The 24,695-nt window shown below is 67.0% G+C and carries 26 protein-coding genes; 10 read left to right on the forward strand and 16 right to left on the reverse strand.

Features of this window, described 5'->3' with window-relative positions; genetic code table 11:
• Nucleotides 1–3 precede the first annotated feature (3 nt).
• Entirely contained in the window at nucleotides 4–1,116 is a 1,113-nt protein-coding gene (locus AC04MD_RS13215; RefSeq protein WP_475497745.1) for an alpha/beta fold hydrolase, read from the reverse strand.
• 200 nt (nucleotides 1,117–1,316) lie between these two features.
• Between AC04MD_RS13215 and AC04MD_RS13220 the strand changes: the two genes are divergently transcribed.
• The gene (locus AC04MD_RS13220) at nucleotides 1,317–2,900 is read left to right on the forward strand and encodes a hypothetical protein (RefSeq protein WP_475497746.1); all 1,584 of its coding nucleotides are present in this window, start codon (nucleotides 1,317–1,319) and stop codon (nucleotides 2,898–2,900) included.
• Nucleotides 2,901–2,911: 11 nt separating this feature from the next.
• Here AC04MD_RS13220 and AC04MD_RS13225 read toward each other — a convergent pair whose 3' ends face one another.
• Nucleotides 2,912–3,301, reverse strand: coding sequence for a DUF1801 domain-containing protein (locus tag AC04MD_RS13225; RefSeq protein WP_475497747.1), 390 nt, complete (start codon nucleotides 3,299–3,301; stop codon nucleotides 2,912–2,914).
• 87 nt (nucleotides 3,302–3,388) lie between these two features.
• Entirely contained in the window at nucleotides 3,389–3,787 is a 399-nt protein-coding gene (locus tag AC04MD_RS13230; protein WP_475497748.1) for a hypothetical protein, read from the reverse strand.
• Between the two features lie 202 nt (nucleotides 3,788–3,989).
• Here AC04MD_RS13230 and AC04MD_RS13235 point away from each other — a divergent pair, with 202 nt between their 5' ends.
• Nucleotides 3,990–5,096, forward strand: a complete 1,107-nt coding sequence (locus tag AC04MD_RS13235; protein ID WP_475497749.1) for a sensor histidine kinase — start codon at nucleotides 3,990–3,992, stop codon at nucleotides 5,094–5,096.
• Nucleotides 5,093–5,872, forward strand: a complete 780-nt coding sequence (locus AC04MD_RS13240) for a LytR/AlgR family response regulator transcription factor (RefSeq protein WP_475497750.1) — start codon at nucleotides 5,093–5,095, stop codon at nucleotides 5,870–5,872. Before AC04MD_RS13235 ends, AC04MD_RS13240 begins: the two co-directional genes overlap by 4 nt.
• Here AC04MD_RS13240 and AC04MD_RS13245 read toward each other — a convergent pair.
• Nucleotides 5,869–6,114: a hypothetical protein gene (locus AC04MD_RS13245; protein ID WP_475497751.1), complete on the reverse strand. Its 246-nt coding sequence runs from the start codon at nucleotides 6,112–6,114 to the stop codon at nucleotides 5,869–5,871. The genes AC04MD_RS13240 and AC04MD_RS13245 overlap by 4 nt on opposite strands.
• A 100-nt stretch (nucleotides 6,115–6,214) precedes the next feature.
• The gene (locus AC04MD_RS13250) at nucleotides 6,215–7,183 is read right to left on the reverse strand and encodes a polysaccharide deacetylase family protein (RefSeq protein WP_475497752.1); all 969 of its coding nucleotides are present in this window, start codon (nucleotides 7,181–7,183) and stop codon (nucleotides 6,215–6,217) included.
• Nucleotides 7,184–7,348: 165 nt separating this feature from the next.
• On the opposite strand from AC04MD_RS13250, the gene AC04MD_RS13255 reads away from it, so the two are divergent.
• From AC04MD_RS13255 to AC04MD_RS13285, 7 genes are all read left to right on the forward strand, one after another.
• Entirely contained in the window at nucleotides 7,349–8,392 is a 1,044-nt protein-coding gene (locus AC04MD_RS13255; protein WP_475497753.1) for a DUF2272 domain-containing protein, read from the forward strand.
• A complete protein-coding gene (locus AC04MD_RS13260; RefSeq protein WP_475497754.1) occupies nucleotides 8,392–8,760 on the forward strand; it encodes a hypothetical protein in 369 nt (122 codons plus the stop codon). Before AC04MD_RS13255 ends, AC04MD_RS13260 begins: the two co-directional genes overlap by 1 nt.
• 141 nt (nucleotides 8,761–8,901) lie before the next feature.
• The gene (locus tag AC04MD_RS13265; RefSeq protein ID WP_475497755.1) at nucleotides 8,902–12,033 is read left to right on the forward strand and encodes a discoidin domain-containing protein; all 3,132 of its coding nucleotides are present in this window, start codon (nucleotides 8,902–8,904) and stop codon (nucleotides 12,031–12,033) included.
• A 167-nt stretch (nucleotides 12,034–12,200) separates the two neighbouring features.
• Nucleotides 12,201–13,070: a DUF2167 domain-containing protein gene (locus AC04MD_RS13270; protein ID WP_475497756.1), complete on the forward strand. Its 870-nt coding sequence runs from the start codon at nucleotides 12,201–12,203 to the stop codon at nucleotides 13,068–13,070.
• Nucleotides 13,067–13,801, forward strand: a complete 735-nt coding sequence (locus AC04MD_RS13275) for a hypothetical protein (protein ID WP_475497757.1) — start codon at nucleotides 13,067–13,069, stop codon at nucleotides 13,799–13,801. The genes AC04MD_RS13270 and AC04MD_RS13275 overlap by 4 nt, the downstream gene beginning before the upstream one ends.
• A 5-nt stretch (nucleotides 13,802–13,806) precedes the next feature.
• Nucleotides 13,807–14,265, forward strand: coding sequence for a helix-turn-helix transcriptional regulator (locus tag AC04MD_RS13280; protein ID WP_475497758.1), 459 nt, complete (start codon nucleotides 13,807–13,809; stop codon nucleotides 14,263–14,265).
• Nucleotides 14,266–14,358: 93 nt separating this feature from the next.
• Entirely contained in the window at nucleotides 14,359–15,804 is a 1,446-nt protein-coding gene (locus tag AC04MD_RS13285) for an FG-GAP-like repeat-containing protein (protein WP_475497759.1), read from the forward strand.
• Between the two features lie 57 nt (nucleotides 15,805–15,861).
• On the opposite strand, the gene AC04MD_RS13290 is transcribed toward AC04MD_RS13285, so the two are convergent.
• The 11 genes from AC04MD_RS13290 to aceE all read right to left on the reverse strand — a co-directional run bounded on the left by AC04MD_RS13290 (nucleotide 15,862) and on the right by aceE (nucleotide 24,605).
• The gene (locus tag AC04MD_RS13290) at nucleotides 15,862–16,401 is read right to left on the reverse strand and encodes an RNA 2'-phosphotransferase (RefSeq protein WP_475497760.1); all 540 of its coding nucleotides are present in this window, start codon (nucleotides 16,399–16,401) and stop codon (nucleotides 15,862–15,864) included.
• Between the two features lie 6 nt (nucleotides 16,402–16,407).
• Nucleotides 16,408–17,391, reverse strand: coding sequence for an HPP family protein (locus AC04MD_RS13295; protein ID WP_475497761.1), 984 nt, complete (start codon nucleotides 17,389–17,391; stop codon nucleotides 16,408–16,410).
• A 91-nt stretch (nucleotides 17,392–17,482) separates the two neighbouring features.
• Nucleotides 17,483–17,800 (reverse strand): DUF3817 domain-containing protein, encoded by a 318-nt coding sequence (locus tag AC04MD_RS13300; RefSeq protein WP_475497762.1) that lies wholly within the window; start codon nucleotides 17,798–17,800, stop codon nucleotides 17,483–17,485.
• 174 nt (nucleotides 17,801–17,974) lie between these two features.
• Complete coding sequence (locus tag AC04MD_RS13305) at nucleotides 17,975–18,850, reverse strand: DUF4231 domain-containing protein (protein ID WP_475498160.1); 876 nt, start codon at nucleotides 18,848–18,850, stop codon at nucleotides 17,975–17,977.
• Complete coding sequence (locus tag AC04MD_RS13310; protein WP_475497763.1) at nucleotides 18,850–19,260, reverse strand: TIR domain-containing protein; 411 nt, start codon at nucleotides 19,258–19,260, stop codon at nucleotides 18,850–18,852. The genes AC04MD_RS13305 and AC04MD_RS13310 overlap by 1 nt, the downstream gene beginning before the upstream one ends.
• 158 nt (nucleotides 19,261–19,418) lie before the next feature.
• Nucleotides 19,419–20,528 (reverse strand): DNA glycosylase AlkZ-like family protein, encoded by a 1,110-nt coding sequence (locus AC04MD_RS13315; RefSeq protein WP_475497764.1) that lies wholly within the window; start codon nucleotides 20,526–20,528, stop codon nucleotides 19,419–19,421.
• 34 nt (nucleotides 20,529–20,562) lie between these two features.
• The gene (locus tag AC04MD_RS13320) at nucleotides 20,563–20,949 is read right to left on the reverse strand and encodes an addiction module antidote protein (protein ID WP_475497765.1); all 387 of its coding nucleotides are present in this window, start codon (nucleotides 20,947–20,949) and stop codon (nucleotides 20,563–20,565) included.
• A gap of 1 nt (nucleotide 20,950) precedes the next feature.
• On the reverse strand, nucleotides 20,951–21,247 hold the full coding sequence (locus AC04MD_RS13325; RefSeq protein ID WP_475497766.1) for a type II toxin-antitoxin system RelE/ParE family toxin: 297 nt from the start codon (nucleotides 21,245–21,247) through the stop codon (nucleotides 20,951–20,953).
• A 160-nt stretch (nucleotides 21,248–21,407) separates the two neighbouring features.
• Nucleotides 21,408–21,620, reverse strand: a complete 213-nt coding sequence (locus AC04MD_RS13330; protein ID WP_475497767.1) for a type II toxin-antitoxin system HicB family antitoxin — start codon at nucleotides 21,618–21,620, stop codon at nucleotides 21,408–21,410.
• A 5-nt stretch (nucleotides 21,621–21,625) separates the two neighbouring features.
• The gene (locus tag AC04MD_RS13335) at nucleotides 21,626–21,820 is read right to left on the reverse strand and encodes a type II toxin-antitoxin system HicA family toxin (protein WP_284448672.1); all 195 of its coding nucleotides are present in this window, start codon (nucleotides 21,818–21,820) and stop codon (nucleotides 21,626–21,628) included.
• Between the two features lie 91 nt (nucleotides 21,821–21,911).
• A complete protein-coding gene (gene aceE / locus AC04MD_RS13340; RefSeq protein ID WP_475497768.1) occupies nucleotides 21,912–24,605 on the reverse strand; it encodes a pyruvate dehydrogenase (acetyl-transferring), homodimeric type in 2,694 nt (897 codons plus the stop codon).
• Between the last annotated feature and the right edge of the window lie 90 nt (nucleotides 24,606–24,695).

A 24,695-nucleotide genomic window follows, 5' to 3' on the forward strand; every position in this document is an offset into this window, starting at 1 on the left:
GGCTCAGTCCTTCGCGTCGACCGCCAACGGCCGTACGTGTTCCAGCAGGCTGACCAGGGTCTTGCCCGGCTCTTCCCACGGCATCATGTGGGCGGAATGTTCGAACCAGACGGCCTGCTTGTACGGCGCCTGCACGCGCGCCAGCCACGCCGCGGTGGGCTCGGACGGCGTGGTGTAGTCGTGCCGGCCCATGAACATCACCACCGGGATCGGGAAGCGCTCGACGCCGGTGAAGTCGACCTGAAGGAATTCGTCCAGCAAGCGGCCGAGCGAGAACACGCTGCCTGCATTGATCGCGCAGCGCGCGGCATCGTCGTAGTCGGGCGACAACCGCGGCCCCTGGTAGAAGTATTTCGAGTCTTCGCGGTACGCGGTAAGCCCGCCATAGAACTGCGGCCACTTGCGCGCGATGATGATGCGCTCGCGGGTGATCGGCGTATTGCCCGGGTACGGCGCGATCGATTCCATCTCGCGCACGGCCTCGGCGTTGCCTTTCTCGCGCGCGGTGCGCAGGCCGTAGTCGAAGCTCACCTGTTCGTTGGTGCGCACGTTGATCACCTGGCCGATGCCGACATAGGCATGGAACAGGTCTGGCCGCTGCAGCGCCGCGTGCATCGCCACCACCGTACCCCAGCTGTGCGCCATCAGCACCAGCTTGCGCTTGTGGTAGCGGCTGCGCAGGTGCTCGGCCAGCGCGATCGCGTCGTCCACGTAGCGCTGTACCTTCAGCGTATCGGCGACCGCTTCCTGCGGATTCAGCACCAGCGTCTTGCCCGAGCCGCGCTGGTCGTAGTTCACGACGGTGAAGTATTCCTCCAGCGGGCGCTGGAACTGCCACAGCGTGGGGATGATCGGCGACGCCGGCCCGCCATGCACGAACAGCACCATCGGGTTGTCGCGGTCCTGGCCGCGGACATTCACCCACTGGCGGATGCCGCCGATCTCGACGGCATAGTCTTCCTGCACGCCCCCGGGCGCGACGATGCGGCCGAGGTCGGCGACGATCTCCCGCGCCGGCGCGTAGCCCGAACGGTCCGGGCAGGTGTCCTGCGCGATCGCGCTCGCGGGCGACAGGAACGCGGCGACCAGCGCGAACGTGGCGGTGATGGGCTTCACAGGCACTCCTTGCGGCATCGGGTACGGCGGCATTGTCGGCGAAGCCCCGTCGCCGTGCCCGGGCCGATGGTCGTGGTGGACGCGTCGTCGGTCACGCTTCCGCCCTGTGTCGCATGCAGCGTGTGCGCGATGACCGCGGGATGGATTCCTCACGCCGCAGGCTTGCGGTCTAATGCAGCGGGGAACTCTGCGAGGACAACATGAAGGCATGGATGGGGGCGGCCTGCCTGCTGGCCGCATCGCAAGGGCTGTGGGCGCAATCCGTCGCGCCCGTCGACACGCATGATGCCTACCACCAGCAACCGCCCGCTGCCGCACCCCTCGGCAAGACGGGGCCCACGCCGCACGAGAAGCGCAAACAGGGCGTGTCGCCCGCCTATGCGCGCCAGTGGCGCGAGGCACTGGCACGCGCCGACCGGGGCGATGCCGCCGAGGCGGGTCGCGCACTGGCGGACGTGCTGGCGCATCGGGAATTCGCCACGCTGAGCGCGGGCGAGCAGCGCGCCACCTGGTCGCGCGCGGCCTGGATGGCGGTAGCCCTGGACGATCACGCGCACGCCCGTGCCATGGTCGAGAAAGCGATCGCCGCCGATCCGAACGACGCCGACGATCTCTATCTCCTCCTGCAACTCGAGGACCATGCGGGAGAGCGCAGTGCAGCCGCGCGGCACCTGCATGCGCTGGTGCGTCGCTGGCCGCGCATGCTGGACCATCTGGACATCGGCGTCGTGCAGCACGTCGCGCACCAGGCACCGGACGACGACCCTGTGCGGTGGTCGCTGCTCGAGGCCTTGCTGGAAGCCGGCTGGGACGGTCATGGCCTGGGCGTCGGCGACCTGTGGTACCAGCTCGCACTGCATTACCTGGCCAACGGCAATGCGGCGGGCGTCCGCCGGGCAGCGGCACTCACCACCTCGCCGCAGGCGCTGGTGAAGTTCCGTGTGGACCGCCGCTTCGATGCCCTGCTCGATCGCGGGGACGCCGCGCTCGATGTCACCGCCGCCGCCGAGCGTCGCCTGGATCACCTGCGCCGCCTCGCCAACGAGCGACCGAAGAATCTGGAAGTCCGCATGGAACTGAGCTACGCCCTGCTGACGCTGGGCCGGTATGCGGAGGTGGTGACGCTCGCGGACGATGTGGTGGCCGCCCGTGCGACCGCGTCACCGGACGCGCCTGCGTTCGACGATCCGTCGTTCTCGGCGTGGATCGTGGACAACCGTGCGACCGCCAGACGCGCGCTCGGCGCGATCGACCAAGCGCAAGCCGATCTGTTCCTCGCTGTCTCGATGGCCGACGACGACATGCCGAATGTCGGCCACGCACTGAACCTCGGCGATTTCCTCTGCCAGCGCGGTCGACCGGAGGAGGCGCTCGCCGCCATCGGGGATCTGGACGACGGCATGAGCGACTATGGCCGCATGGTGCAGGCGTCGATCCGGCACTGCGCTGCCCTTCAGCAGGAAGATGCCGCGTCCGCCCGTCGCGAGTTGCGTCTGCTACGCGAGCACCGCGACCAGGGGATGGAACTCTGGATCTGGGCGCTGGTGGAGGCGGACCGGCTGGACGAGGCGGCCAGCGCATTGATCGCGGGGCTGGAAGCACCCGAATCCCGTGGCGAGATGCTGGCCGCGGTACAGGACTACCGCGAGCTGGCGCCGCTGCCGGCGTTCCAGCCGGTAGTGCAGCGATGGCGCGACCTGCTGATGCGCGCCGATGTGCAACAGGCGATCGCCAACGTGGGGCGCATCGAACGCTACCCGATCTTCCGTGCAGGCGGGGGCTGACGGGACCTCACTCAGACGTGCGCCATCCATTGGCGCAACAGCGCCTGCAATTCGGTGGCGTGCGCTTCCACGTCCTGCATTCCGGTGAACGTCCAGGTCGCACGATCCGCGCCGAGCCAGGTCAGCAGTCCGTCCGGATCGGCGATCGCACCCTTCGGCAGTGCCTTCTTGCCCGCGCCCAGATGCAGCACCAGCAGCAGCCGGTCCGCACTCCGCAATTGCATCGTCGCGAAGTGGCGGCCATCGACGTGGAAGCTGGGCGCATTCCACTTGATGCCCTCGCCGATGCGCGGGTCAGCGGCCAGGATCACCGCACGCAGGCGGCGGAGCGCCGCGTCCTGCGGATGCGCGAGCGTGGTGAGGAATGCGTCCACCTCGTCCGGAGTCTTGCGTTCTGCCATACGATCGCCTCGCGGCCTCGCCGGCACCGGCCGGCACTGGGCGCGACGGTAGCGGCTGCAAGGGCCGCTGGCTAGCCACGGCGCGGCTCAGTCGCCGGATGGCAACGTGGTTGGGGCCGCGTCCTGCTGTACCGCCACCATCGACTTGCTGTCCTGGGCACGCAACGGCTGGATGCGCAGGCCGCGATGGCGGCACAGGTCGATGGCCGGATACACGACACGGCGGCCGTTGACGAACTCCACCTTCACGTCGTGCACGCACTGGTCGCTGGCGAGCTGCACGGTGACGGCGTCGCCGCCGCCGGTGATGGTGCCGCCGTGCAGCAGTTCGTTCCATGCCGAACCGCCGGCCGGCGTCGTGGCGACGGACACCACGCGGTCGTGCGCGCGATTGACGAGGTAGACATAGCGGGTACGTTCGCCGGCATACGCGTTGGCGATCGAGCTGGCGGCGACGAGCAGGGCGATGACGGACAGGCGGTGCATGGCGTGATCTCCGATGGTGAGGGCGCCACCGGCGACGCGGGAGTGCGTGCGGGGCGAGCGCATCTCGCGCCCGTCCGGCCAGGGCGGCAACGGATCCGTGACGAATCGTCGTGCCGCCGGGACGAATCGTAGTCGGTGACGTTCGTGGCTTCCCGTCCCTCGCGCGGGGCCCTACGATGCGGACGCCGATGGGGAGGGCCGCATGAAAATCCGTCTGGGCAGCACCGAGATCGGCCTGTTCCGTTACCTGGCCTTGTGGACGGCGGTCGCGCTGTTGTTCACCCTGCAGACGAAACTCAACAATGGCCTGCATCGTCCCACCTGGCCGCTGTGGGATCTGATCCGCTGGTCGCTGATCCAGTGGTACACGTGGGCGGCGCTCGCTCCCCTCGTGTTCCGCCTGGCCGAACGCTACCCGGTGAGCAGTCCGCTGCGCTTGCGCGGGTTGGGCAAGCAACTGGTCGCCAGCCTGTGCACGACGCTCGTCGCGATGATGATGGGCGCCCTGGTCTCCACGCTGTTCGAGCCCAGCGGCTTCTTCGAACAGCTCGGCTACTTCCTGGAGCAGCACTTCGCCATCGGCCTGCTGACCTACTGGCTGCTGTTCGCCATCCAGCAGGCCATCCAGTTCCACGCCGAGAAGGCGCGGCGCGAACTCGAGGCCAGCCAGCTGGCGACCGAACTGGCGCAGTCGCGGCTGCAGGTCCTGAAGACCCAGCTGCAGCCGCACTTCCTGTTCAACACGCTGCACGCCATCGTCACCCTGCTGGACGAGGACACGCTGTCCGCCGAAGACATGCTGCTGCGCCTGAGCGAATTGCTGCGCGCGTTCCTCGAGGACTACGACGGCCAGGAGATCCCGCTGCGGCGCGAACTGGAACTGCTCGAGCTCTATCTCGGCATCCAGCGGCACCGCTTCAAGGACCGGCTGACCACGCGCATCCATGTCGCGCCGGAGGTACAGGACGCCGCGGTCCCCAGCCTGGTGCTGCAACCGATCGTGGAGAACGCGATCCGCTACGGCATCGGCCAGCACGTCGGCGACGACTGCGTCGAGATCGACTGCCGGCGCGAGGGTGGTGTGCTGTGCATCGACGTGCGCAACTTCAACAGCACGCTGGACGAGGGTGGCCACGCCGGTGGCCACGGCATCGGCCTGTCGAACACGCGCATGCGCATGCGCGAACTCTATGGCGACGAGGCCAGCCTGCGGCTGGACCTCATCGTGCCGCGCGGTGTCGCCTGCCGCTTGCGGATCCCGTTCCACGAACTGGAAGACGACGTGCTGACGGAGCACGTGCCGGCATGAGCCTCACCGCGTTGGTGATCGACGACGAGCCGATCGCACGCCACGCCGTGGTGCGGCTGCTGCGCGAGGACCCGGACATCGAGGTGGCCGGCGAATGCGGCGACGGCATATCCGCCGTGGCGGCGATCCGCGAGCTGTCGCCCGACCTGGTGTTCCTGGACATCCAGATGCCGGGGATCACCGGCCTGGACGTGGTGGCGACGATCGGTGCGGCGCGCATGCCGGCGACCGTCTTCGTCACCGCCTACGAGCAGTTCGCCGTGCGCGCGTTCGAGGCGAATGCGGTGGACTACCTGGTCAAGCCGTTCAGCCGCGACCGCTTCGCGGAAACGCTGCGTCGCACGAAGCAGCGCCTGGCCAGCGCGCGCGGCACCGATGGCGACACGACGGCGCGGATCATGAAGGCACTGGCGTCGTTGCAGCAGCGCGACGCCTACCTCGAACGGCTGCCGGTGCGCGAGGACGAGCGCGTGGTGCTGGTCGACGTGGACGACATCGTCTGGATCAAGGCCAGCGGCAACACGGTGCGCCTGCACCTGGCCGACCGCGTGCACGAGCTGCGCGACACGATGTCCGCGCTGGCGGCGCGCCTCGACCCGCGCCGCTTCGCCCGCGTGCACCGCTCGGCGATCATCAACATCCGCCGGGTCAAGGACGTCCATCCCTGGTTCAACGGCTACCACGTGGTGACGATGGATACCGGGCAGCAGCTGCGCATGAGCCGCTACCAGCACGAGGCGTTCCTGAAACTGGCGACGCTGCGGCGCGACGACTAGCCGGCGCGCGCCTTCAGTTTCTCGTCGATCGCCCGCCGTGCCCGCGCCTTGCAGGCCGCCAGCGCGTCGTAGCAGGTGAAGTAGTCGCGCCGATCGGTGATCCAGAGGTTGTCGCTCCAGTCGCCGCCGCCGGTCTCGCGTACGCGCACCGCCAACGACCAGGGCCGATGTTCGTCGGCGCGTTCCAGCACCACTTCCACCAGGTGCCCCTGGCAGGTCGACAGGTCCACTTTCTTCTGCATGCGCTCATTCCCGGCAAGAAGAGGTACGCCCTGCCTGGCCTGCGATCCGGTCCACCCTGGTCCACCGGAACCAACGCCGAAAGCCGGCGTCGCGGGCCAGCTACTCGGACTCCACGCCCGCCAGTTGCAGCACCCAGCCCGGCACCACCGGCTCGCCGGCATAGAAGTCCTTCGGTTTCTTCTCGGCCATCGCCCAGCGATGCAGCCAGCTGGGACCGTAGCGGCCGTTATAGCCGTCCTCGCCGCGTGCGTAGGCGGGATCGCGCAACGCCTCGTCCAGCGTCACCACGCGATAGCCGCGGCGCTGCACGCCGGCCACCAGCTCGGCGTAGGCGACGGCGTTCAACTCGTTGGCGTGCAGCAGCCATACCTGCGGCAAGGCATAGCCCAGCAGCACCTGCGATTGCTGCTCGTAGTAGTCGACCTTGTTGAGCATGTAGGGGATGTAGCCACGACGCAGCCGCTCCAGCGTGGCCGCGCGCCCGGCCGTGTCGGGCTGGCCATCGAGCACGTTGGCGTAGGCGAACGCCCACACCCACTCGCCGTTGTCGACCGTGACGGGCGCGATGCGGTAACCGTGCCCGCCGAGGAAGGCGGACAGCACGGCGCGATCCTCGGGCGTGCGGCCCGCGCGCAGGTAAGGGTGGCGGAACCAGCGCGGCACCTGCCCGCGCTCGGCCAGCAGCGGACGCAGCACGCGTTCGCCGTCGAGGATGTCCTGCTGGAACGCCGGCAGCCCGACCGCGTGCACATCGAGATGGCCATGCGTGTGGTTGCCGAGTTCATGGCCGGCGTCCAGCCAGTCGCGCAGCATCGCCACGCGCGCCGGCTGCACCTGTCCGTCGATCTCCAGCTTGCCTTCGTTGACGAAGCCCACCACCGATACGCCCGCCTGCTTCAGCTGCGCCATCAGCTGCGCGTGGCGCGTGCCCAGTTCCGCCGGTGGCGTCTTGTCCATCCGCTGCCACGGCAGATCGTCGATGGTGATGGCGATGCGGCGGTCGGGTGGCGCCGCCTGCGCGGCCCATGCCAGCGACGACAGCAGCAGTACACGCAGGAGGAACGGCATGCGCGATCCGGAGGACACGGGGACGAGCCGCGAGCTTACCGCCCGCCTCGTGCGGCGCGCCACCGCACGCGACCATTCGCATACCTTCACGCCGCGTGATCACGGACTGTCCTGTCGATGCGGCATGATGCGTAGGAAGGATCACGGACCCCCAAGGATCATCTGATGCGTGCATGGCTGTTGCTGCCCCTCCTGCTGCTGTCTTCCTTCGCCGCGCACGCGGCCGACGTCTGCCCGCAGCTGTCGCAACAGGCACCGACCGATGTCGCCACCCGCATCGCCGCGGTCGCCTGCCGTGAGCACCTGATGTGGTACCGCCCCTTCATCGACCGCAACGGCCGGCTGGCGAACGCGCCGATGATGGAAGCCGAGTCTTCCCTGCTGTCGATCGGCGACGACCGCGCCTGGCAGCGCGTCGTGCGTTACTGGCGCGACAGCGGCCTGCTCGGCGCGATCGGCCATCGCCGCGGCGCGACCGACTGCCTGTATGCCTCGGCGACCGGTCCGCAGGCCGAAGCCTGCCGCGGCTTCGTGGTGGACACGCCGTGGTCGGCCGCCTTCATCTCATGGGTGATGCGCGAAGCCCGGGTGCCGGGCTTCCGTGGTTCCAGCCGCCACTTCACCTACGTGCAGGCGGCGTACCAGAACCCGTCGACCAACGCCTTCGACGTCATCGACGTGGCGAATGCCAAGCCGGTGGTCGGCGACCTGATCTGCTACGTGCGCCAGTCCGGCCGCCTGTTCGGCCACGCAGGCCTGCTGCCCGTGCTGCGCAGCGGCGGCTCGCTCGACATGCATTGCGACATCGTGGTGGCGGTGAATCCGAACAACGACAGCACCGCGTACGCCATCGGCGGCAACGTGCAGCAGAGCGTCACCATGCGGATGCTGCCGCTGAACCGCAACGGCGAGTTCTGGGGCGGGCTGCCGCTGCGCATCGGCGACGGCACGCTGTGCGCGCCCGACAACGAGGCGGCGTGCAACATGAACCGCCAGGACTGGGCGGCGATCCTGCGGCTGAAGTCGCCGGAGCAGCTGGCGAAGCTGCCGGGCTTCCTCCCACCCGCGCAGGAAACGCCGGGCAACGAGGGACCGGAGAAGGCCGAGTGCTGCATTCACTGCGTCATCGGCTCGGGTGTGCCAAGGTGCCCTGCGGAATCGGCGACGCCCGCCGCCGCCGCCCCGACCACCGACACGGAATCGCCCTGATGACCCTGCCACGCCTCGCACTGCTGTCCGCTGCCCTGCTGCTCGGCGCCTGCACGACGACGGCACCGACCGCCACGCCCAGCGCCACGCTGGCGGCGGGACAGCAGGCCACCGTCGACGGCACCATCGTCAGCGTGGACACCACGCCCTGGACCTACGACGGCAGCGCGGTGGTGAAGATCGCCAGCACCAACGGCCAGGTCGACGTGCACCTGCCCGCCCGCTGGAACCTGTGCAAGGCGCCGCCGCCGGATGACGTGCAATCCCTCAAGGCTGGCGACCGCGTGCAGGCGACCGGCACCGTCACCGACGATGGCGCGCTGGTCGTCTGCGAACACGCGGAACACGGGCTGCGCAAGACGCCCTGATCGAGCGCCCGCCACGGCGCGGAGAACGCGGCGGCTCCGGTATGTGAGACGACGCGATGGTGCAGCGCAGCTCGCATGTAAACGTTTACATGGCTAGTGTCCGCCGCTCGCGGGTCGCCCCGCGCTGCCAGGAGCTGCCGCATGAATTCCACCCCCTCGCGTCGCGCGCCCACCGCGTCCACGACCGTCATCGCACTCGCCCTGGGCATGCTGGCGGGCGATGCCGCCCACGCCGCAGACGGGCTGCCGCCGCGCTCGACCTGGGTCGCCAGCAGTTCGGCCAGCACCACGGTGGAAATGGCGCCGGCGAAGGCGATCGACGGCGACCCGGCGACCAAATGGGGCGGTGCGTTCTCGCAGGGCCACTGGTACCAGGTCGATCTCGGCAAGCGCGTCGCCGTCGGCGCAGTCGAACTGCACTGGGAATGGGGCGGCGCGCGCTCGTACACCATCGAAGCCTCCGATGACGGCACGCACTGGCGTACCGCGTTCCAGACGCGCGACGGCGCAGGCGGCATCAGCTACGACGCCTTCCCCACCGTGCAGGCGCGCTACCTGCGCCTGGCAGCACCGGATCGCACGGCCGACTGGGGCGTGTCGGTCTTCGAGTTCCAGCCTTACGCTGCCAGCGAGGCCCCGCGCATCACCGGCGTGGACGGCAACGCTGCGGCGCTGTGGACCGGCACCGCTCCGCACGCCATCCAGGGCAAACCTGGCGCGGACGGCGCGCGCCAGTTGCAGATCGAACTGCCGCGTCCGCTGTCGCTGGCCGGCCTGGAGGTGTTCTGGAAGGACACGCCGGCCAGCGCGACTCTCGAAGGCCGCGAAGCGGACTCCGACCGCTGGATCACGCTCGCCGAGGATCCGCGCGCCTACGGCGGCAGTTCGTTCCTCGCCGATAGCCAGGCACGCACCCTGTCCGCCCTCCGCCTGCGCGTGCGCTCCACCGACGCGCGCGCACCGACGCTGCAACGCCTGCGGCTGATCGGGCCCAAGCGCGTGATGACGGCGATGAAGCGGTACGAACTGGCCGCCGCGCGCGAGCACGCTGCGCTGTTCCCGTCGTCGCTGCACCAGCAGCAGGTGTACTGGACCGCGGTCGGCATTCCCGCCGGCCGGCAGAAGTCCGTGCTCGACGAGTTCGGCCATGTCGAAGCCTTCAAGGGCGCACCCCTGGTGCAGCCGGTCTGGCGCGATGCGTCGGGCCACGCCAGCGCCGCCAACACGCAGACCCGGATCATCCACACCCTGCGCGACGGCTGGATGCCGATGCCGTCGGTGCAGTGGTCGCCGCAACCGGGGCTGGACCTGACCACCTCGGCGATCGCCATCGAACAGCGCGGCGCGCCGGTGACGCTGGTGCGCTATCGCCTGCACAACACCGGCACCACGCCGGTCGCCGGCACGCTCAACCTGCTGACGCGCCCCATGCAGGTCAGTCCGCCATGGCAGAACGGCGGACCGTCGCCGATCCGCGACATCGCGATCGATACGGTGCGCGATGGCGCTGCGGTGAAGGTCAATGGCCGCACGCTGTTCCAGTCGCTGGCGTCGCCGCAGCACGCGTCCACCTCTGCGTTCGGCGCGCACGGCGAAGGCGAAATCACCGGCCTGCTGGTCGCCGGCACGCTGCCGGGAGATCGCCAGGCGCACGACGACAGCGGATTGGCGGCCGGCCAGCTCGGCTACGACGTGGCGCTGGCAGCCGGCGCCACGCAGGACATCGTCATCGCATTCGCGCTGGGCGATGCACGGCTCGATCCGGCCCAGCCGTTGCCGCCGGCGCCCGCGATCGACCTCGCGCCGCTGACCGGCGACGACGCGTTCGACACGCTCAGCGACCAGGTCGCGGCGCAGTGGCAGGCACGCCTCGGACGCATCGGCCTGTCGCTGCCGGATGCCTCGCTGGTCGACATGCTGCGCGCGCAGGCCGCCTACATGCTGATCAACCAGAGCGGCCACGCCATGCAGCCGGGCCCACGCAACTACAACCGCTCCTTCATCCGCGACGGCGCCGCCACCGCCGCCACGCTGGTGCGGATGGGCATGCCGAAGACGGCACGCGATTACCTGGCGTGGTACGCCGGCCACGCAGTGCACGACAACGGCCTGGTGTCGCCTATCCTCAACGACGACGGCTCGGTCAATACCGGCTTCGGGTCCGACATCGAATACGACAGCCAGGGCCAGCTGATCTGGCTGGTCGCCGAAATCGCACGGCTCGATGGTGGCGCGGCCAGCGTGCGCGATTACCAGGACAAGGTGACGCGGGCGATGACGTTCATGCAGGAACTGCGCGAGCGCACGATGGTGCCCGGCTATCTCGCCGACCAGCCGTCGCCGGAGCGTTTCCACGGCATCCTCGCGCCGTCGATCAGCCACGAGGGCTATCCCGTTCCCACCCACAGCTACTGGGACGACTACTGGGCGCTGAAGGGTTGGCACGACGGCGCGTGGCTGGCCGAGCAGTGGGGCGATGCGAAGACCGCCGCGTGGGCGCGCGAGCAGTACGCGGCGCTGCGCGCTTCGCTATCCGCGTCGCTCTCCGCGACGATGAAGTGGAAGGGCATCGACACCATCCCGGCCGACGCCGACATGGGCGGCAGCGATCCGACCAGCCTGTCGATCGGCCTGGACCCGGCCGGCCAGCAGGACGTGATGCCGGCCGACGCGCTGAAGAGGACCTTCGACCGCTATCTCGACGACGTGCGCAAGCGCGATGTCCCCGATGCGCTGTACGCGTACACGCCGTACGAGATCCGCAACGTGCTGACCTACGTGCACCTCGACCGCCCGCAGGAAGCGCACGAACTGCTGATGCGCTTCCTCGGACATCGGCGCCCGCTGCCGTGGCAGGTGCTGGCGGAAGTGGTCTATTCCGATCCGCGCCATGCGATCTATCTCGGCGATATGCCGCACACGTGGATCGGCTCGGAGTACGCGCGTGCGATCTTCGGCATGCTGATGCACGAAGGCGACGAGGCGCTGTCGCTGCTGCCCGGCACGCCGACCGAATGGGTTGCAGGCGACGGCCTGCGCGTGGACGGCCTGCCGACCGCCTACGGCACGCTGGCGATGACGGCACGGCAACAGGGCCAGTCCCTGCGCGTCACGCTCGGCAGCGACCTGCGCAAGGACACCGCGCTGCGCGTCAGCTGGCCGACCCGCACCAGACCCTCCCGCGTGACGCTCGATGGCAAGGCGACCACCGACTTCGATGAGCAGGGCCTGCGCACGACCCGGCCGTTCAAGGAACTGATCGCGACCTGGTGAGCCGGTGCGCCATGCGCGCGCCGAAAGCATGAGACGAGGATGGCCGTTTTCGCCCCCGTCCTCCCTGCTACGCTCGTCCCGTATCGCTGCAGCCGGCCAGCGATGCGGCCGGCCGACGATGAGGCCTGGCTGGGGAGTCCGGCACGCCACTGGGGAGGGAACCACCGATGCGCAGTCTCTACGCGGCGCTTGCCGCGGTCTTCATGTTGTTCGTTTTTTCCGGCGCCGCCAACGCGCAGGAAGACGCCGAATCGAACCCGATCGCGGACCTGCCCTGGCAGGTCGGCCCGACCGTCGGCAAGATCGGCACCCGCGCCACGATCGACGTGCCGGAGGGCTACGCCTTCCTCGACGTCGACGGCACGCGCCGGCTCAACCAGTTGCTGGAGAACCCGCCGGACGGCAGCGACACCTACACGCTGGCGCCGCACGACCTGTCGTGGATCGGTTTCTTCTCGTTCCAGGAAATGGGTTACGTCAAGGACGACGAGAAGGTGGATGCGGACGACGTGCTGGAAAGCGTCCGCCAGGGCACCGAACAGGGCAACGAGGAACGGCGCCAGCGCGGCTGGGAAACCATGCGCATCCTCGGCTGGTCGTTCAAGCCACAGTACGACGAACAGCTCAAGGCGCTGGAGTGGGCGATCCTCGCCGAAACCGAGACGAACAAGAACAAGATCGTCAACTACAACACGCGCGTGCTCGGCCGTCGCGGCGTGATGGAAGTGGTCGTGGTGGCGGATCCTGAGACGCTGCAGCCGGCCATCGCCGACTTCAAGCGGCTGATGCCGGGCTACAGCTTCGCAGCGGGCGAGAAGTACAGCGAGTTCGTTGCCGGCGACCATGTCGCGGAGTTCGGGCTTGCCGCGCTGATTACCGGTGGTGCCGCCGTGGTGGCCTCGAAGAAAGGCTGGCTGGCCGCAGCTGGCGTGATGCTGGCCAAGATGTGGAAACTGCTGCTGATCGGTTTCTTCGGCGTGGTCGCCGCCGTGCGCGGCCTGTTCAAGCGCAAGCAGCAGGACAAGACGGTCCAGTGAGTGTCAGCAGCGAATGGCTGCTGGTTGCGGGCATCCTGGCGTTCTACCTCCAGGATGCCGCGCGCCTGGCCTACTTCGATGAGGTGGTGGTCTCGGGTAGGCGGACATGGCGGGTGGCGGTCGAGGCGAGCACCGAGATGCGCGGCCGCTTCCTGTGGATGCCGTCTCCGCTGCTGCCCGCCCGCACGACGCTGCACGCGAGCTGGCTGGCGCCGGTCGAAGGCACGGCCACCGATACCGTCGAGAGCCTGCGCGCGTTCGTCCGTTCGCTGTGGCCGGTCCGCCTGGGCTGCGTGATGGCGGGGCTGGTCGTGCTGGTGGCGATCCCCTGCCTGCTGCTGTTGTCTGCACCACCCACCTGGCTGCTCGCCGCCCTGCTGGCCTGGCTGGCGATCACCCTCGGGATGCTCGGTTTTCTCGTGCTCCGCCGACAGCGGCTCGGCCTCACGCGCCGGCGGCTGGCCACGCTCGCCAGCGAATGCCTGCTGTGCCCACCGTACGCCGTCAACCTCTACCGGAAGCTGTGCGACCAGCGCGGCTTCCGTGGCGATCCGATCGCCTTCGCCGCGGCGAACCTGCCACCGCCGCACCAGCAGCGGCTGCTCGACGCCATCGAGCGGCGCCTCGCGCTGTTCGCACAGTCGTCCGATGAGGCAGCCGTTCGGCGCCTACAGGACGCGCGTGCCCGCATCCGCGGCACGCTGGACGCCGCCCTCACGCCAGCGAGCTAGTGCGCGTGGATTTCGCTGCGCGACGCGTCCCCGGCATCAGCATCGGCACGCGCCGGCGACTGCACGCGCGTCAGGATGGCGTGGTGCCGCTGGAGGAAGGCCGGCTGCTCGCAGCCGGCATCCCCGGCACACGCGTCGTCGAACTGGAATCGCGCAACCACGTGCTGCTGGAACACGAACCCGCGTGGCACGGGGTGCTGGACGTCCTCGGCGGCGCGCCGCGCGGCGAGGAGCACTTGGCAGTGCTGAACGCGCGCGAACACGAGATCGTCACGGCGCTGGTCTCCGGCAAGACCAATGCGCAGATCGCTGCCGCGCTGTTCATCAGCGACAAGACCGTGCGCAACACGCTCACCCGCATCTACGAAAAACTGGGCGTGCAGTCGCGGACGCAGGCAATGGCGTTGTTGCGGGGGGGGCGGCCGACTAGTGTCGCGACAAGAAGGGTTGCCGAGCTGGCTTGACGGCATCCGACGAGGTTGCACCCCGCCCGGGCGTCCGCCGACGCCGCTCTGCTAATCTTGACGGACGGTCGGACGCAGGGGGAGGGAACCTGGATGGCTGCTTTTTTGATGCGCGTGATCGCTTGTGCGACAGCGATGCTGCTCGCTGCGTGCGTACCGCGCATATCCGGTCAGAAGGATGCCGTCGCACGCGACGAAAGCCTGCCTGTTTCTCCGGCACGGCCAAGCGTGCAGCTCCTTGAGATCGGCGTCGCGCCGACGAAGGCAAGCAGTTCGTACAGCCTGAATCTGGTCAAGCGCCATTTGCCGCCGCCGCCCTGGATCCTTGATACAGCGGTAATCGGACCCGAGTTCACTTCGGTCGAGATCGGGGATTTCAACGGTGACAGGCGCGATGACGTTGCCGCGCTGGTGTCGGGCGCCACGCCGGAACACCCCTTCATGCTCTATCTCCTGCTGCAGACGCCTGCGGGCGATCTGGCCCCGGCGACCCCCTTCCCCTTGAGCTCCTACGAAGGCGGGCCTTATTACAACAGCCCCCAATCGATGACCCGTGGTGACTTCAACAACGACGGGATCACCGACCTGGTCCTGACCAGAGGTCGCGGGATTTCCATTCTTGTCGCCGATGGCAGCGGCGGCTTTCGAAGTACCACGTACTCCGCCGACCGGGCGTTTCCGCTGCCGGCCGTCGTCCTGGACGTCAATCGGGACGGTCACCAGGACGTGGTTGCGTTCACCACATTGCTCGCTAGCGAGCGGGGAGCGCCACGCAATGGCTTTGTCGTGCATTACGGCGACGGCAAAGGCGGAATAGGCGGCCATTCCGAGATCAGGACGTCGGGGGCGGTCGAAGGAGATGGTGAGATCGGATACTCGCTCGCCACCGGCGATCTCAACTCGGATGGCTACCCGGACCTGGTGGCGCGAATCTCGGAGTTCGACATCAATGCACAACGCTGGCGTCACGTGGTGTCAGTCCATTTGCACGACACGCGCCAGGGATTCCTCCCCGCGTTGAAGATCAATGCCGTACTTACGACGGGCCAGGAGCTTCTCTCGCTCGAGAAGGTCACGGTCGCAGACTTCAACCGCGACGGACTGGCGGACCTTGTCGCAACCGCGGAGAGCCATCGACGCCGGGAGATCCATGTGTTCGCGCAGAAGACCGACGGCACGCTGGAGACGACGGCGCGAGTCAAACCCATCTACAACTTGCCCACCGCGCTGGATGCGGGCGACCTCGATGGCGACGGTTATCTCGACCTGCTCATTGCCCACTCGGGCTGGAACAACATCGGCTATCTCCTGCAGGGACCCGATGGCCTCGAGGACCAAGTGCTCAAGGGCGTCTTCGCCGAAGCCCCGGGCATCGGTCTGAACAGCCAGGCGATCGGCGACCTCAATGGGGATGGATGCAATGATGCGGTCGTCGTCGGGCAGTGGGAAGCCATGTCAGTGCTGCACGGCAGTGGGTGCGTGAACCGCATCCGCCACACTGGAGGCAATGCCGTTCCACGGCTGGTTCCCGGCTCGTGATCGGTCGCACCTGATCGATAGCAGTGCCGGCGTGCCGGCATCTGGGAACGAACGGGGCTAGCGCGTCACCAGGAACGACGGCGGCACGTGCTCCACCAGCCAGACGCCGTTGTCCGAGCGGAAGAAGGCATGGCCTGCCCGGTGCATGTCGCCGGCCTGCACGACCAGCACGACCGGTTGTCCATGCCGCACGCCGACTTTCACGGCCGTGTCGGTGTCGGCGGAAAGATGCACGTGATGGCGCTCGCCACGCAGCAGACCCTGTCGCCGGATCGAGTCGAGGAAGCGCGTCGCGGTGCCGTGATACAGCTGTTCGGGTGGCACCTGGGCGGCCAGCCCCAGTTCGACCGGCACCGAATGGCCCTGGTTGGCGCGGATGCGGGTGCCGTCCCCGCTGATCGCGAAGCGCTGCTTGTCGCTCGTGCGCACGACCTCGTGCAGCAGCTCCGCCGTCAGTGGCAGATGGCCTGCCGCTTTGGCCAACAGCTCATCGATCGCCACCCATCCTTGTGGATCGAGCGCCAGGCCGATCTTCTCCGGCTCGTGCCGCAACACCAGGCTCAGGAACTTGCTCGTGCGTACCAACGTGTCTGCCATGCGTCCTTATCCGTTCTCGTCTGCCTTGACCCAACGTCCACTGCCCTGCGACACGACTTCGAAGCGGGCCCATTGCCGGAACTCGTCCGCGCTGCAGCTATCCGCCTGGCCGACCTGCTCACCCGCAATGACTTGGTAGTGCAGTCGATCGGCGGCGGAATCGTCACGCAGTTCCTCCTGCGTCAGCACGCGCCGCACGCTCCATAGTTTGCCCAGCTTGCCGTTGCTGTAGGCGCGGCCGGCGATGATGTCCTGCGGGTGGGTGATGTTCTTCTCGGCGTGCTGCTTGGCCAGCTCCAGCAGTTCGGTGAGGTTCTCGGTGGTGATGTCGACATAGGAATTGAGCTGCTCCATCGCCGCGGAGAAGTCTTCCTGGGTCAGTTCGAACTGGCGCGCGGCCGGGCGCGTGGCGGGGATGGGCTGGCGTCGCTTGTGCAGGTGCGCGGGATAGCGGCGCCACGGGAACAGCGCGTTGAAGGCGATGGCCATGGACAGGATGGCGACCACGTTGATCAGCACCGGCATCAGCAGGTAGCCGTAGCCCAGCGCGTGCACCTGCGAGCCGCCGATCACCGCCGCCAGCGCGGTGGCGCCGCCGGGCGGATGGATGCAGCGCAGGTAGTACATGCCCAACACCGCGAGGCCCACCGCGAGGGCGGCGGTCCAGGCGTGGCCGGGGAACAGTTTCTGGCAGCTCACGCCGATGAAGGCGGACAGCAGGTGACCACCCACCACGGCCCACGGCTGCGACAGTGCGCCCTGCGGCACGGCGAACAGCAGCACGGCGGAGGCGCCCATGGAGGTGACCATCAGCGCGCCGCCGACGGCGCCAGCGGCATGTTCGGGAAACGTCCAGCGGGTCAGCCAGTACACCGCAACGATGCCCAGCAACGCGCCGATGCCGGAAATCCACTTCTCGCCGTGGCGGGTGGCGTTGCGCTCGATGCCCAGCAGCAGGCGCAACTCGGTCAGGCGGGACGGCGGGCTCATGGGCGATCGAACGAGGGGGCGGCGACGCAGTCTATGCGAACCACGAACCCCTCCGTCGTAGGGTGGGCCTTGGCCCACCACCTCCCGGATGTCAGACGCGCTCGGTCAGCAATCCAATCCGGCGGAACCACACCTCCAGCGGCACGGTCACCAGCGGCGGCACGGCGGCGATCACGGCCAGCAGCGTGGTCCACCACGGCCAGCGCAGGCGCAGCGCGGCCAGCACGGTGACGACGACATAGAACAGGAACGCGCCGCCATGCAGCGGTCCGAAGATCTTGACGCCCAGTTCGTTGGCCACCGGCCCGTACTTGAGGAACATGCCGATCAGCAGACCGGCCCAGGTGAAGCCTTCCAAGAAGGCCGCGACAGCGAACAGGCGCCCGGCGGGCGCAAGAGGACGGGACATGCAGGAACTCCAGTGAGGGATGCCGGATGCGATGGCGGCTGCGGCGCTCGCTGGCTAAGTAACTCTAGCCGAGATCGCGATTGCCAAAAAAGGACAAAGCTCTTGCTAGAGCAAAGTGCGGAAGATGCACTTCTAGATGAGCCTCAGAGGCCGAATGAGTACAGGCACTGCGAGCTAAGCACTCTGCTGTCGCGCCACCCACTGAGTATGTTCGCGGGAGAAGGCTTGCTCCGCGATGTTCACGAACTCCGACAACTCGGCATTCGTCGATACTTCGCTTATCCCTGCCTGAAGAATTCCAATTTCGTGTGCCGTCAGAGTGTAAGAGGATGATAATTCATTGAACTTCTTCGCTTGCGTCCAGCCAATAGCACTTGAGGCGATTACCAACAAGGGCTCAATTGGCCAGATCGACACACTAGGCCACGCGATACGCGACAGCAGCATAAGAATCACAGAAGAGTAAACAGCGATACTAAAAAGAACCCAGTTCCGGCTTGCCTGCCGGTTCTTTCCAGCCTTCATCGCATACCAGCCGCGCTGCTCAACGATACGATACCGGCTGTAGTAGTCCCTTCGCTCTGCGAGAGAGAGTGCGCGAGCATCCTCCATCGACTGAGTTATCTGATCTTCCGCAGCGGAAGTCGGAGGAATTCTCTCACCGATATGTCTATTTGCTTCCAATATCGATCTGAGATGATTTCTGAACTCTTTTCTCGTGACCTGATCGGGATCCTGGCCGCCAAATGGCTCCGCGCGCATGCAATAGCGCCAACACGAAGTCTTTATCGACTCAGCGAGTGCTCGGCCCTTGTACCAATCTTGTTCCGGCTTGGTCCAGGCCCTCAAAATCAGAATGGCTAGAGATGCGATAACAACGACGGCACAAAAGACAAGATACCCTCTATCGACGAGCTGAAACATCGACAACACTGATGCCAGAAGCAGAAGAAGGTACTCAAATCGCATCAAAGAGTAGTACTTAGACTGCGAAATGCGCGAGAGCTCGCTAGCAGATGTATACAAGGCGGGATACTCGAAGGGCCGCATCACGGAACGAGCCGCCTAATCGCCGAAACAATCGATGCGGAATTCCAGCTAACCATTTCGTCAGCACAATCGACTATTGCTTGCGGCGTGCGCTGCTCTCCCCAACGCCGAATCCCCAGAATCGGCTTTCCTATCCTCTTCGCGAAATCCATCTCGTACTGGATCCAATCGCTGTGGTTAACGTACATCCCGGAGACGATGACAACACACTGCACTGGCCTGATTTGCCTTTGCATCGCCTCTCCCAGCGCCATCGAGCTCATGCGAGGAAAAGCGTCATCTACCGGCACCGAGTAATTAGTCCATTGAAAATTTGGCGCAGCATTCAAGAACTGAACTGCTCTCGTGTATCGCTCGCTGTAACTCCACGCATGACTAATGAATAGTCGATAGTTGTGCAGATATGGCATCCCGATACCCCATCCATAGTGAGAACAGCGACGTAAGTTTGCTGCTTTATTGCCAGATTTGAATCTAAAACTCAAACTCCAAGGAGGCTTTCCTTGTATCAATCCTGCATTACTCGATCACGGAGCTAGCTATCCTGAGAGGCCAACTGGCTGCCCCCTCAACGAGGCACCGATATCGCTTCCAGCCCAAGGAAGGCGCGAACATTATCCAACTCGACCTTAAGCAAAGTACGAAATGCGGCATCCTTTGGCCCACGGCCATCTACATACCCAAACGTCGATCGCAGTTCCCCGTCGACCACACTGAGATTCGCCCACCCGATCACCCGGTCACCCCATAGCACCGGTAACGCGTAATACCCCAGCTTCCGCTTCGGTGCCGGCGTGTACGCCTCGAAGCGGTACGTCCAGCCCCAGAACATCTCGAAGCGGCGCCGGTCCCATACCACCGGATCGAACGGCGTCAGCAGGCGCACCTGGTCGTCCAGCTTCCAACGACGCGAGCGCGGATCCTCGTCCGCCGGCCAGTACCAGTCCACCCCGTCGACCCGCGCCGTGCCCAAGCGCTGGCGCGCACGCTTCAGCGCCGCCGCACGCAGGCCCGTCCACTGCGGCACGCCACTGCGCAGATAGCCCAGCAACTGGCCCAGGCTGGCCGCCGGCAACGGCGCGTACGTGTTGACGATGATGTCGAGCAACGCATCCAGCCGCGCCTCCGCATCGGACACCGCGACCGGCGTCGCATCGCCGATGCGCGGCGCATAGACCCGCGTGCCGCCCTCGCGGCGCGCCACCCGCAACAGCCCGCGGTAATGCATGCCGTCCAGCAACTGCGTGCTCGCGTTCGACGAACCACCGAACCAATTGGTCGTCTTGCCATGCCCGAAATGCGCATCCACCTCGCGCGGATGCGCCGTGCCGCGCTCGCTGACGAAGTCCAGTACCGCGCACGCCTGCTTCCAGCGCGCCGGCGTCCACGCCTCGCGGGCCGTGCGCGGATGCATCAGCTGGTGATGCGCGCGCGGCAGGAAACCGTAGTTGACGAAGAAGTCTTCTTCCAGCGGCAGGCGTGGATACCGCCGCTCCAGGTCGCCGGCGCGATAGCCGGCGACGCGGTGGCGCAGGGTCAGGTCCTGCGCGCGTGCCGGCGCCCGGATCGGGTCGGCCTGCACGAACCCCAGCCGCTGGATCGCCCGCGGCAGCGTGGTCGGCTTGAACAGGCTGCGCGCGACGGCATAGCGGCGCAGGTGGTCGAGGGTCAGTGTCATGCCGACGCAGCACGACGCCGGGCGATGCGCGTACTCATCGCGGCCTGGCCTGCGCGACACGCCGCTTGCCTGCGCCGCCCGGCGCGGCCGGTGCCGCCGCACGCGTGCCCGCCCTGCCGCTCGGCTTGGCCTGCTTGCTGACCAGCGCGAACCGGTAACCCATCGCATCGGCCACCTTCAACACCGTGCCGAAGCTGGGATTGCCGCTGCTGGACAGCGCCTTGTACAGGCCCTCGCGGGTCAGGCCGGTATCGCGCGCCAGCTGGCTCATGTTGCGCGCGCGCGCCGCCACACCCAGCGCATGCACCAGGAACGCCGGATCATCGCCGCCTTCCTCGAAGCAGGCATCCAGATAGGCGCTGATGTCCGCCTCCGACTTCAGGTATTCCGCCGAATCCCACGGCGTGGTCTTCAGTGCCATGTCAGTCCTCCAACGCGTTCGCCAACGCCAATGCCGCCTTGATATCCGCACGCTGCGATGCCTTGTCGCCACCACACAGCAGCACGACCCAGGCATCGCCGTGGCGGGTGAAGTAGACGCGGTAGCCCGGGCCGCAGTCGATCTTCATCTCGCACACCCCGCCGGTCAGCACGCGGTGTTGTCCGGGGTTGGCGAACGCCAGCCGATCGATCCGGGCCTGGATGCGCATCCTCGCCTGCCGGTCGCGCAGTGCGACGAACCAGTCCTCGAACAGTCGCGTCTTCCTGACCTCGATCATGCAGCGTCATCCATGACGTCGATGCGGCCTGAACTGTGAACCTTGGTTCACGGGCCGTCAATCGATCGGTCAACAAAAAAGCGGCCGAGGCCGCTTGCATGATCGTGGGCGCACTGGTCGTGCCGGTTGTCTTGCCCTGCTTCACCTCGTCAGCGCGCACTCACGCCGCGACGTCGATGTACTCCACCTGGCTCGACGGCATCGGTATCGCCAACCCATCCTCGCGCATTCCTGCGAGATGCAAGGCAATGGCATCGTGGATCAGCACTTCCACCTCGGCCTTGGTTTCACCGGTGGCCACACAGCCGGGCAAGTCCGGCACATAGGCGGAGAACGCATTGCCTGCCTGCTCGATGACGATGGCGTAGCGCATGGAAGTCACCTCTTGATCCCGGCCTGTTTCAGGATGCTGCCCAACGTGCCGGGCGCCACATCATCACCCGGCTTGCCGGCGACTGTCACCCGGCCCGGAAGCGTCGGATGCTTGAACTGACGGTGGCTGCCTGTCTGGCCGACCTGCTGCCAGCCTGCATCCTTGAGCTGCTGCAAGACATCGCGGATCTTCGGCGGCACGTTCGCATTCCTTGCGAAGGATTTTTTATCGTCCTGACGGACCAGCGTCCACTGCTCCCTCTCCCGCACGCGGGAGAGGGAGTGCGCGACATCACACGGTCACCGGGTTCGCCTTGTCCACGTCGATCTTGTACTGCTTGATCGCGCGAGCGACGTCCTTGCCGGTCATCTTGCCTTCCTTCGCCAGCGCCGCGATGGCGGCGTGGGCGATGTAATAGCGGTCCACCTCGAAGTGGCGGCGCAGGTTGGCACGCGTATCGCTGCGGCCGAAGCCGTCGGTGCCCAGCACCGTGTACGACGCCGGCACGAACGCGCGGATCTGGTCGGTGTAGGCGCGCACGTAGTCGGTCGCGGCGATCACCGGACCCTGGCGGCCTTCCAGCAGTTCCGTCACGTACGCCTTGCGCGGCGTCTTCGCTTCCGGGTTCAGGCGGTTCCAGCGCTCCGCGTCGAAACCGTCGCGACGCAGCTCGTTGAAGCTCGGGCACGACCAGATGTCGGCGGTGACGCCGAAATCCTTGTCCAGCAGCTCGGCCGCCGCGATCGCCTCGCGCAGGATGGTGCCGCTGCCCAGCAGCTGCACGCGCAGCTCGCCCTTCTTCGGCTTGCCGGCGTCGGTCAGCAGGTACATGCCCTTGATGATGCCGTCGGCCGCGCCTTCCGGCATTTCCGGATGGCTGTAGTTCTCGTTCATCAGGGTGACGTAGTAGTACTCGTCCACCTGCTCCTGCAGCATCTTCTGCATGCCGTGCTGCAGGACCACCGCGACCTCGAAACCGAAGGTCGGGTCGTAGCTGCGCACGTTGGGGATGCTGCCGGCGATGACGTGGCTGAAGCCGTCCTCGTGCTGCAGGCCTTCACCGTTGAGCGTGGTGCGGCCGGCGGTGCCGCCCAGCAGGAAGCCGCGCGTACGCATGTCCGCCGCCTGCCACGCGATATCGCCGATACGCTGGAAGCCGAACATCGAGTAGTAGATGTAGAACGGCAGCATCGGCACGTTGCTGACCGAATAGCTGGTGCCCGCCGCCATCCACGACGACATCGCACCCGGCTCGCTGATGCCCTGCTGCAGCACCTGGCCGGACTGGTCCTCGCGGTAGTACATCAGCTGGTCGGCGTCGACCGGCTTGTACTTCTGGCCGAACGGCGCGTAGATGCCGATCTGGCGGAACATGCCCTCCATGCCGAACGTGCGCGCCTCGTCGGCGACGATCGGCACCAGCCGCGGGCCCACCTGCTTGTCGCGCAGCGCGATGTTCAGGCCCTGCACGAACGCCATGGTGGTGGAGATCTCGCGCTCGCCGGTGCTCTTCAGCAGGCGGTCGAAGGCTTCCAGCTTCGGCGTCTCGAACGACTCGCTGGCCTTGCGGCGGCGCTGCGGCAGGTAACCGCCGAGCGCGGCGCGGCGCGCCTTCAGGTACTGCACCTCCGGCGAGTCCTCGCCCGGGTGGTAGAACGGCACCTGCGCCGACTCTTCCAGCTGCTTGTCGCTGACCGGGATGTTGAAGCGGTCGCGGAACGTGCGGATGGCTTCGTCGTCCAGCTTCTTGGTCTGGTGGGTCGGGTTGAGCGATTCGCCCGCCGAGCCCATGCCGTAGCCCTTCACCGTCTTGGCCAGGATCACCGTAGGCATGCCCTTCGTGTTCACCGCCTCGTGGTAGGCCGCATAGACCTTGTGCGGGTCGTGGCCGCCGCGGTTGAGGCGCCAGATGTCGTCGTCGGACAGGTTGGCGACCATGGCCGCCGTCTCCGGGTACTTGCCGAAGAAGTTGTCGCGCGTGTACTTGCCGCCGAACGCCTTGCAGTTCTGGTACTCGCCGTCGACGGTTTCCATCATCAGCTTCTTCAGCACGCCGCTGGTGTCGCGCGCGATGAGCGGATCCCAGTAGCTGCCCCACAGCAGCTTGATGACGTTCCAGCCGCCGCCGCGGAACACGCCTTCCAGCTCCTGGATGATCTTGCCGTTGCCGCGCACCGGGCCGTCCAGGCGCTGCAGGTTGCAGTTGACGACGAAGATCAGGTTGTCCAGGCCTTCGCGGCCGGCCAGCGCGATGGCGCCGAGGGTTTCCGGCTCGTCGCTCTCGCCGTCGCCGATGAAGCACCACACCTTGCGGTCGGACTTCTCGATCAGGCCGCGGTGCTCCAGGTACTTCATGAACTGCGCCTGGTAGATCGCGGCCAGCGGGCCCAGGCCCATCGACACGGTCGGCGTCTGCCAGTAGTCGGGCATCAGCCACGGGTGCGGGTAGGACGAGATGCCCTGGCCGTCGACTTCCATGCGGAAGTTGTCGAGCTGCTGCTCGCTGATGCGGCCTTCCAGGAAGGAGCGCGCATAGATGCCCGGCGCGCTGTGGCCCTGGATGAACAGCAGGTCGCCCGGATGGCTGTCGCTCGGCGCGCGCCAGAAGTGGTTGAAGCCGACGTCGTACAGCGTCGCACCGGAGGCGAAGCTGGCGATGTGGCCGCCGAGGTCGCCGGGCTTGCGGTTGGCGCGCACGACGGTGGCCATCGCGTTCCAGCGGATGATCGAGCGGATGCGCCATTCCAGCGCGGCGTCACCGGGGCTCTTGGCCTCGTTCTGCGGCGCGATGGTGTTGACGTATTCGGTGGTGGGCGAGAACGGCAGGTAGGCACCGGCGCGGCGGGTGACTTCGACCATGCCTTCGAGCAACTGGTGAGCACGCAGGGCGCCGTTCTTCTCGATCACCGCCTGCATGGAATCGATCCATTCGCGGGATTCCTGCGGATCCGGATCGCTCTGCAACATCTCGTTCAACCAGTTCATTCCCACTCCTGTTGCGCCACGCGTGGGGCGCGGCGTGCCGTTTCTTGTAGAGCCTTGAAGTGTAACGCACGCACCCCGCGCGGCACCTGG

This window comes from Pseudoxanthomonas sp. LjRoot206 (genome assembly GCF_056175725.1).

Coding starts and splice junctions, on each gene's coding strand:
- AC04MD_RS13220 (WP_475497746.1), top strand. CDS start 1,317: ATGAAGGCATGGATGGGGGCGGCCTGCCTGCTGGCCGCATCGCAAGGG.
- AC04MD_RS13225 (WP_475497747.1), bottom strand. CDS start 3,301: ATGGCAGAACGCAAGACTCCGGACGAGGTGGACGCATTCCTCACCACG.
- AC04MD_RS13230 (WP_475497748.1), bottom strand. CDS start 3,787: ATGCACCGCCTGTCCGTCATCGCCCTGCTCGTCGCCGCCAGCTCGATC.
- AC04MD_RS13235 (WP_475497749.1), top strand. CDS start 3,990: ATGAAAATCCGTCTGGGCAGCACCGAGATCGGCCTGTTCCGTTACCTG.
- AC04MD_RS13240 (WP_475497750.1), top strand. CDS start 5,093: ATGAGCCTCACCGCGTTGGTGATCGACGACGAGCCGATCGCACGCCAC.
- AC04MD_RS13245 (WP_475497751.1), bottom strand. CDS start 6,114: ATGCAGAAGAAAGTGGACCTGTCGACCTGCCAGGGGCACCTGGTGGAA.
- AC04MD_RS13250 (WP_475497752.1), bottom strand. CDS start 7,183: ATGCCGTTCCTCCTGCGTGTACTGCTGCTGTCGTCGCTGGCATGGGCC.
- AC04MD_RS13255 (WP_475497753.1), top strand. CDS start 7,349: ATGCGTGCATGGCTGTTGCTGCCCCTCCTGCTGCTGTCTTCCTTCGCC.
- AC04MD_RS13260 (WP_475497754.1), top strand. CDS start 8,392: ATGACCCTGCCACGCCTCGCACTGCTGTCCGCTGCCCTGCTGCTCGGC.
- AC04MD_RS13265 (WP_475497755.1), top strand. CDS start 8,902: ATGAATTCCACCCCCTCGCGTCGCGCGCCCACCGCGTCCACGACCGTC.
- AC04MD_RS13270 (WP_475497756.1), top strand. CDS start 12,201: ATGCGCAGTCTCTACGCGGCGCTTGCCGCGGTCTTCATGTTGTTCGTT.
- AC04MD_RS13285 (WP_475497759.1), top strand. CDS start 14,359: ATGGCTGCTTTTTTGATGCGCGTGATCGCTTGTGCGACAGCGATGCTG.
- AC04MD_RS13290 (WP_475497760.1), bottom strand. CDS start 16,401: ATGGCAGACACGTTGGTACGCACGAGCAAGTTCCTGAGCCTGGTGTTG.
- AC04MD_RS13295 (WP_475497761.1), bottom strand. CDS start 17,391: ATGAGCCCGCCGTCCCGCCTGACCGAGTTGCGCCTGCTGCTGGGCATC.
- AC04MD_RS13300 (WP_475497762.1), bottom strand. CDS start 17,800: ATGTCCCGTCCTCTTGCGCCCGCCGGGCGCCTGTTCGCTGTCGCGGCC.
- AC04MD_RS13305 (WP_475498160.1), bottom strand. CDS start 18,850: ATGCGGCCCTTCGAGTATCCCGCCTTGTATACATCTGCTAGCGAGCTC.
- AC04MD_RS13310 (WP_475497763.1), bottom strand. CDS start 19,260: ATGCCATATCTGCACAACTATCGACTATTCATTAGTCATGCGTGGAGT.
- AC04MD_RS13315 (WP_475497764.1), bottom strand. CDS start 20,528: ATGACACTGACCCTCGACCACCTGCGCCGCTATGCCGTCGCGCGCAGC.
- AC04MD_RS13320 (WP_475497765.1), bottom strand. CDS start 20,949: ATGGCACTGAAGACCACGCCGTGGGATTCGGCGGAATACCTGAAGTCG.
- AC04MD_RS13325 (WP_475497766.1), bottom strand. CDS start 21,247: ATGATCGAGGTCAGGAAGACGCGACTGTTCGAGGACTGGTTCGTCGCA.
- AC04MD_RS13330 (WP_475497767.1), bottom strand. CDS start 21,620: ATGCGCTACGCCATCGTCATCGAGCAGGCAGGCAATGCGTTCTCCGCC.
- aceE (WP_475497768.1), bottom strand. CDS start 24,605: ATGAACTGGTTGAACGAGATGTTGCAGAGCGATCCGGATCCGCAGGAA.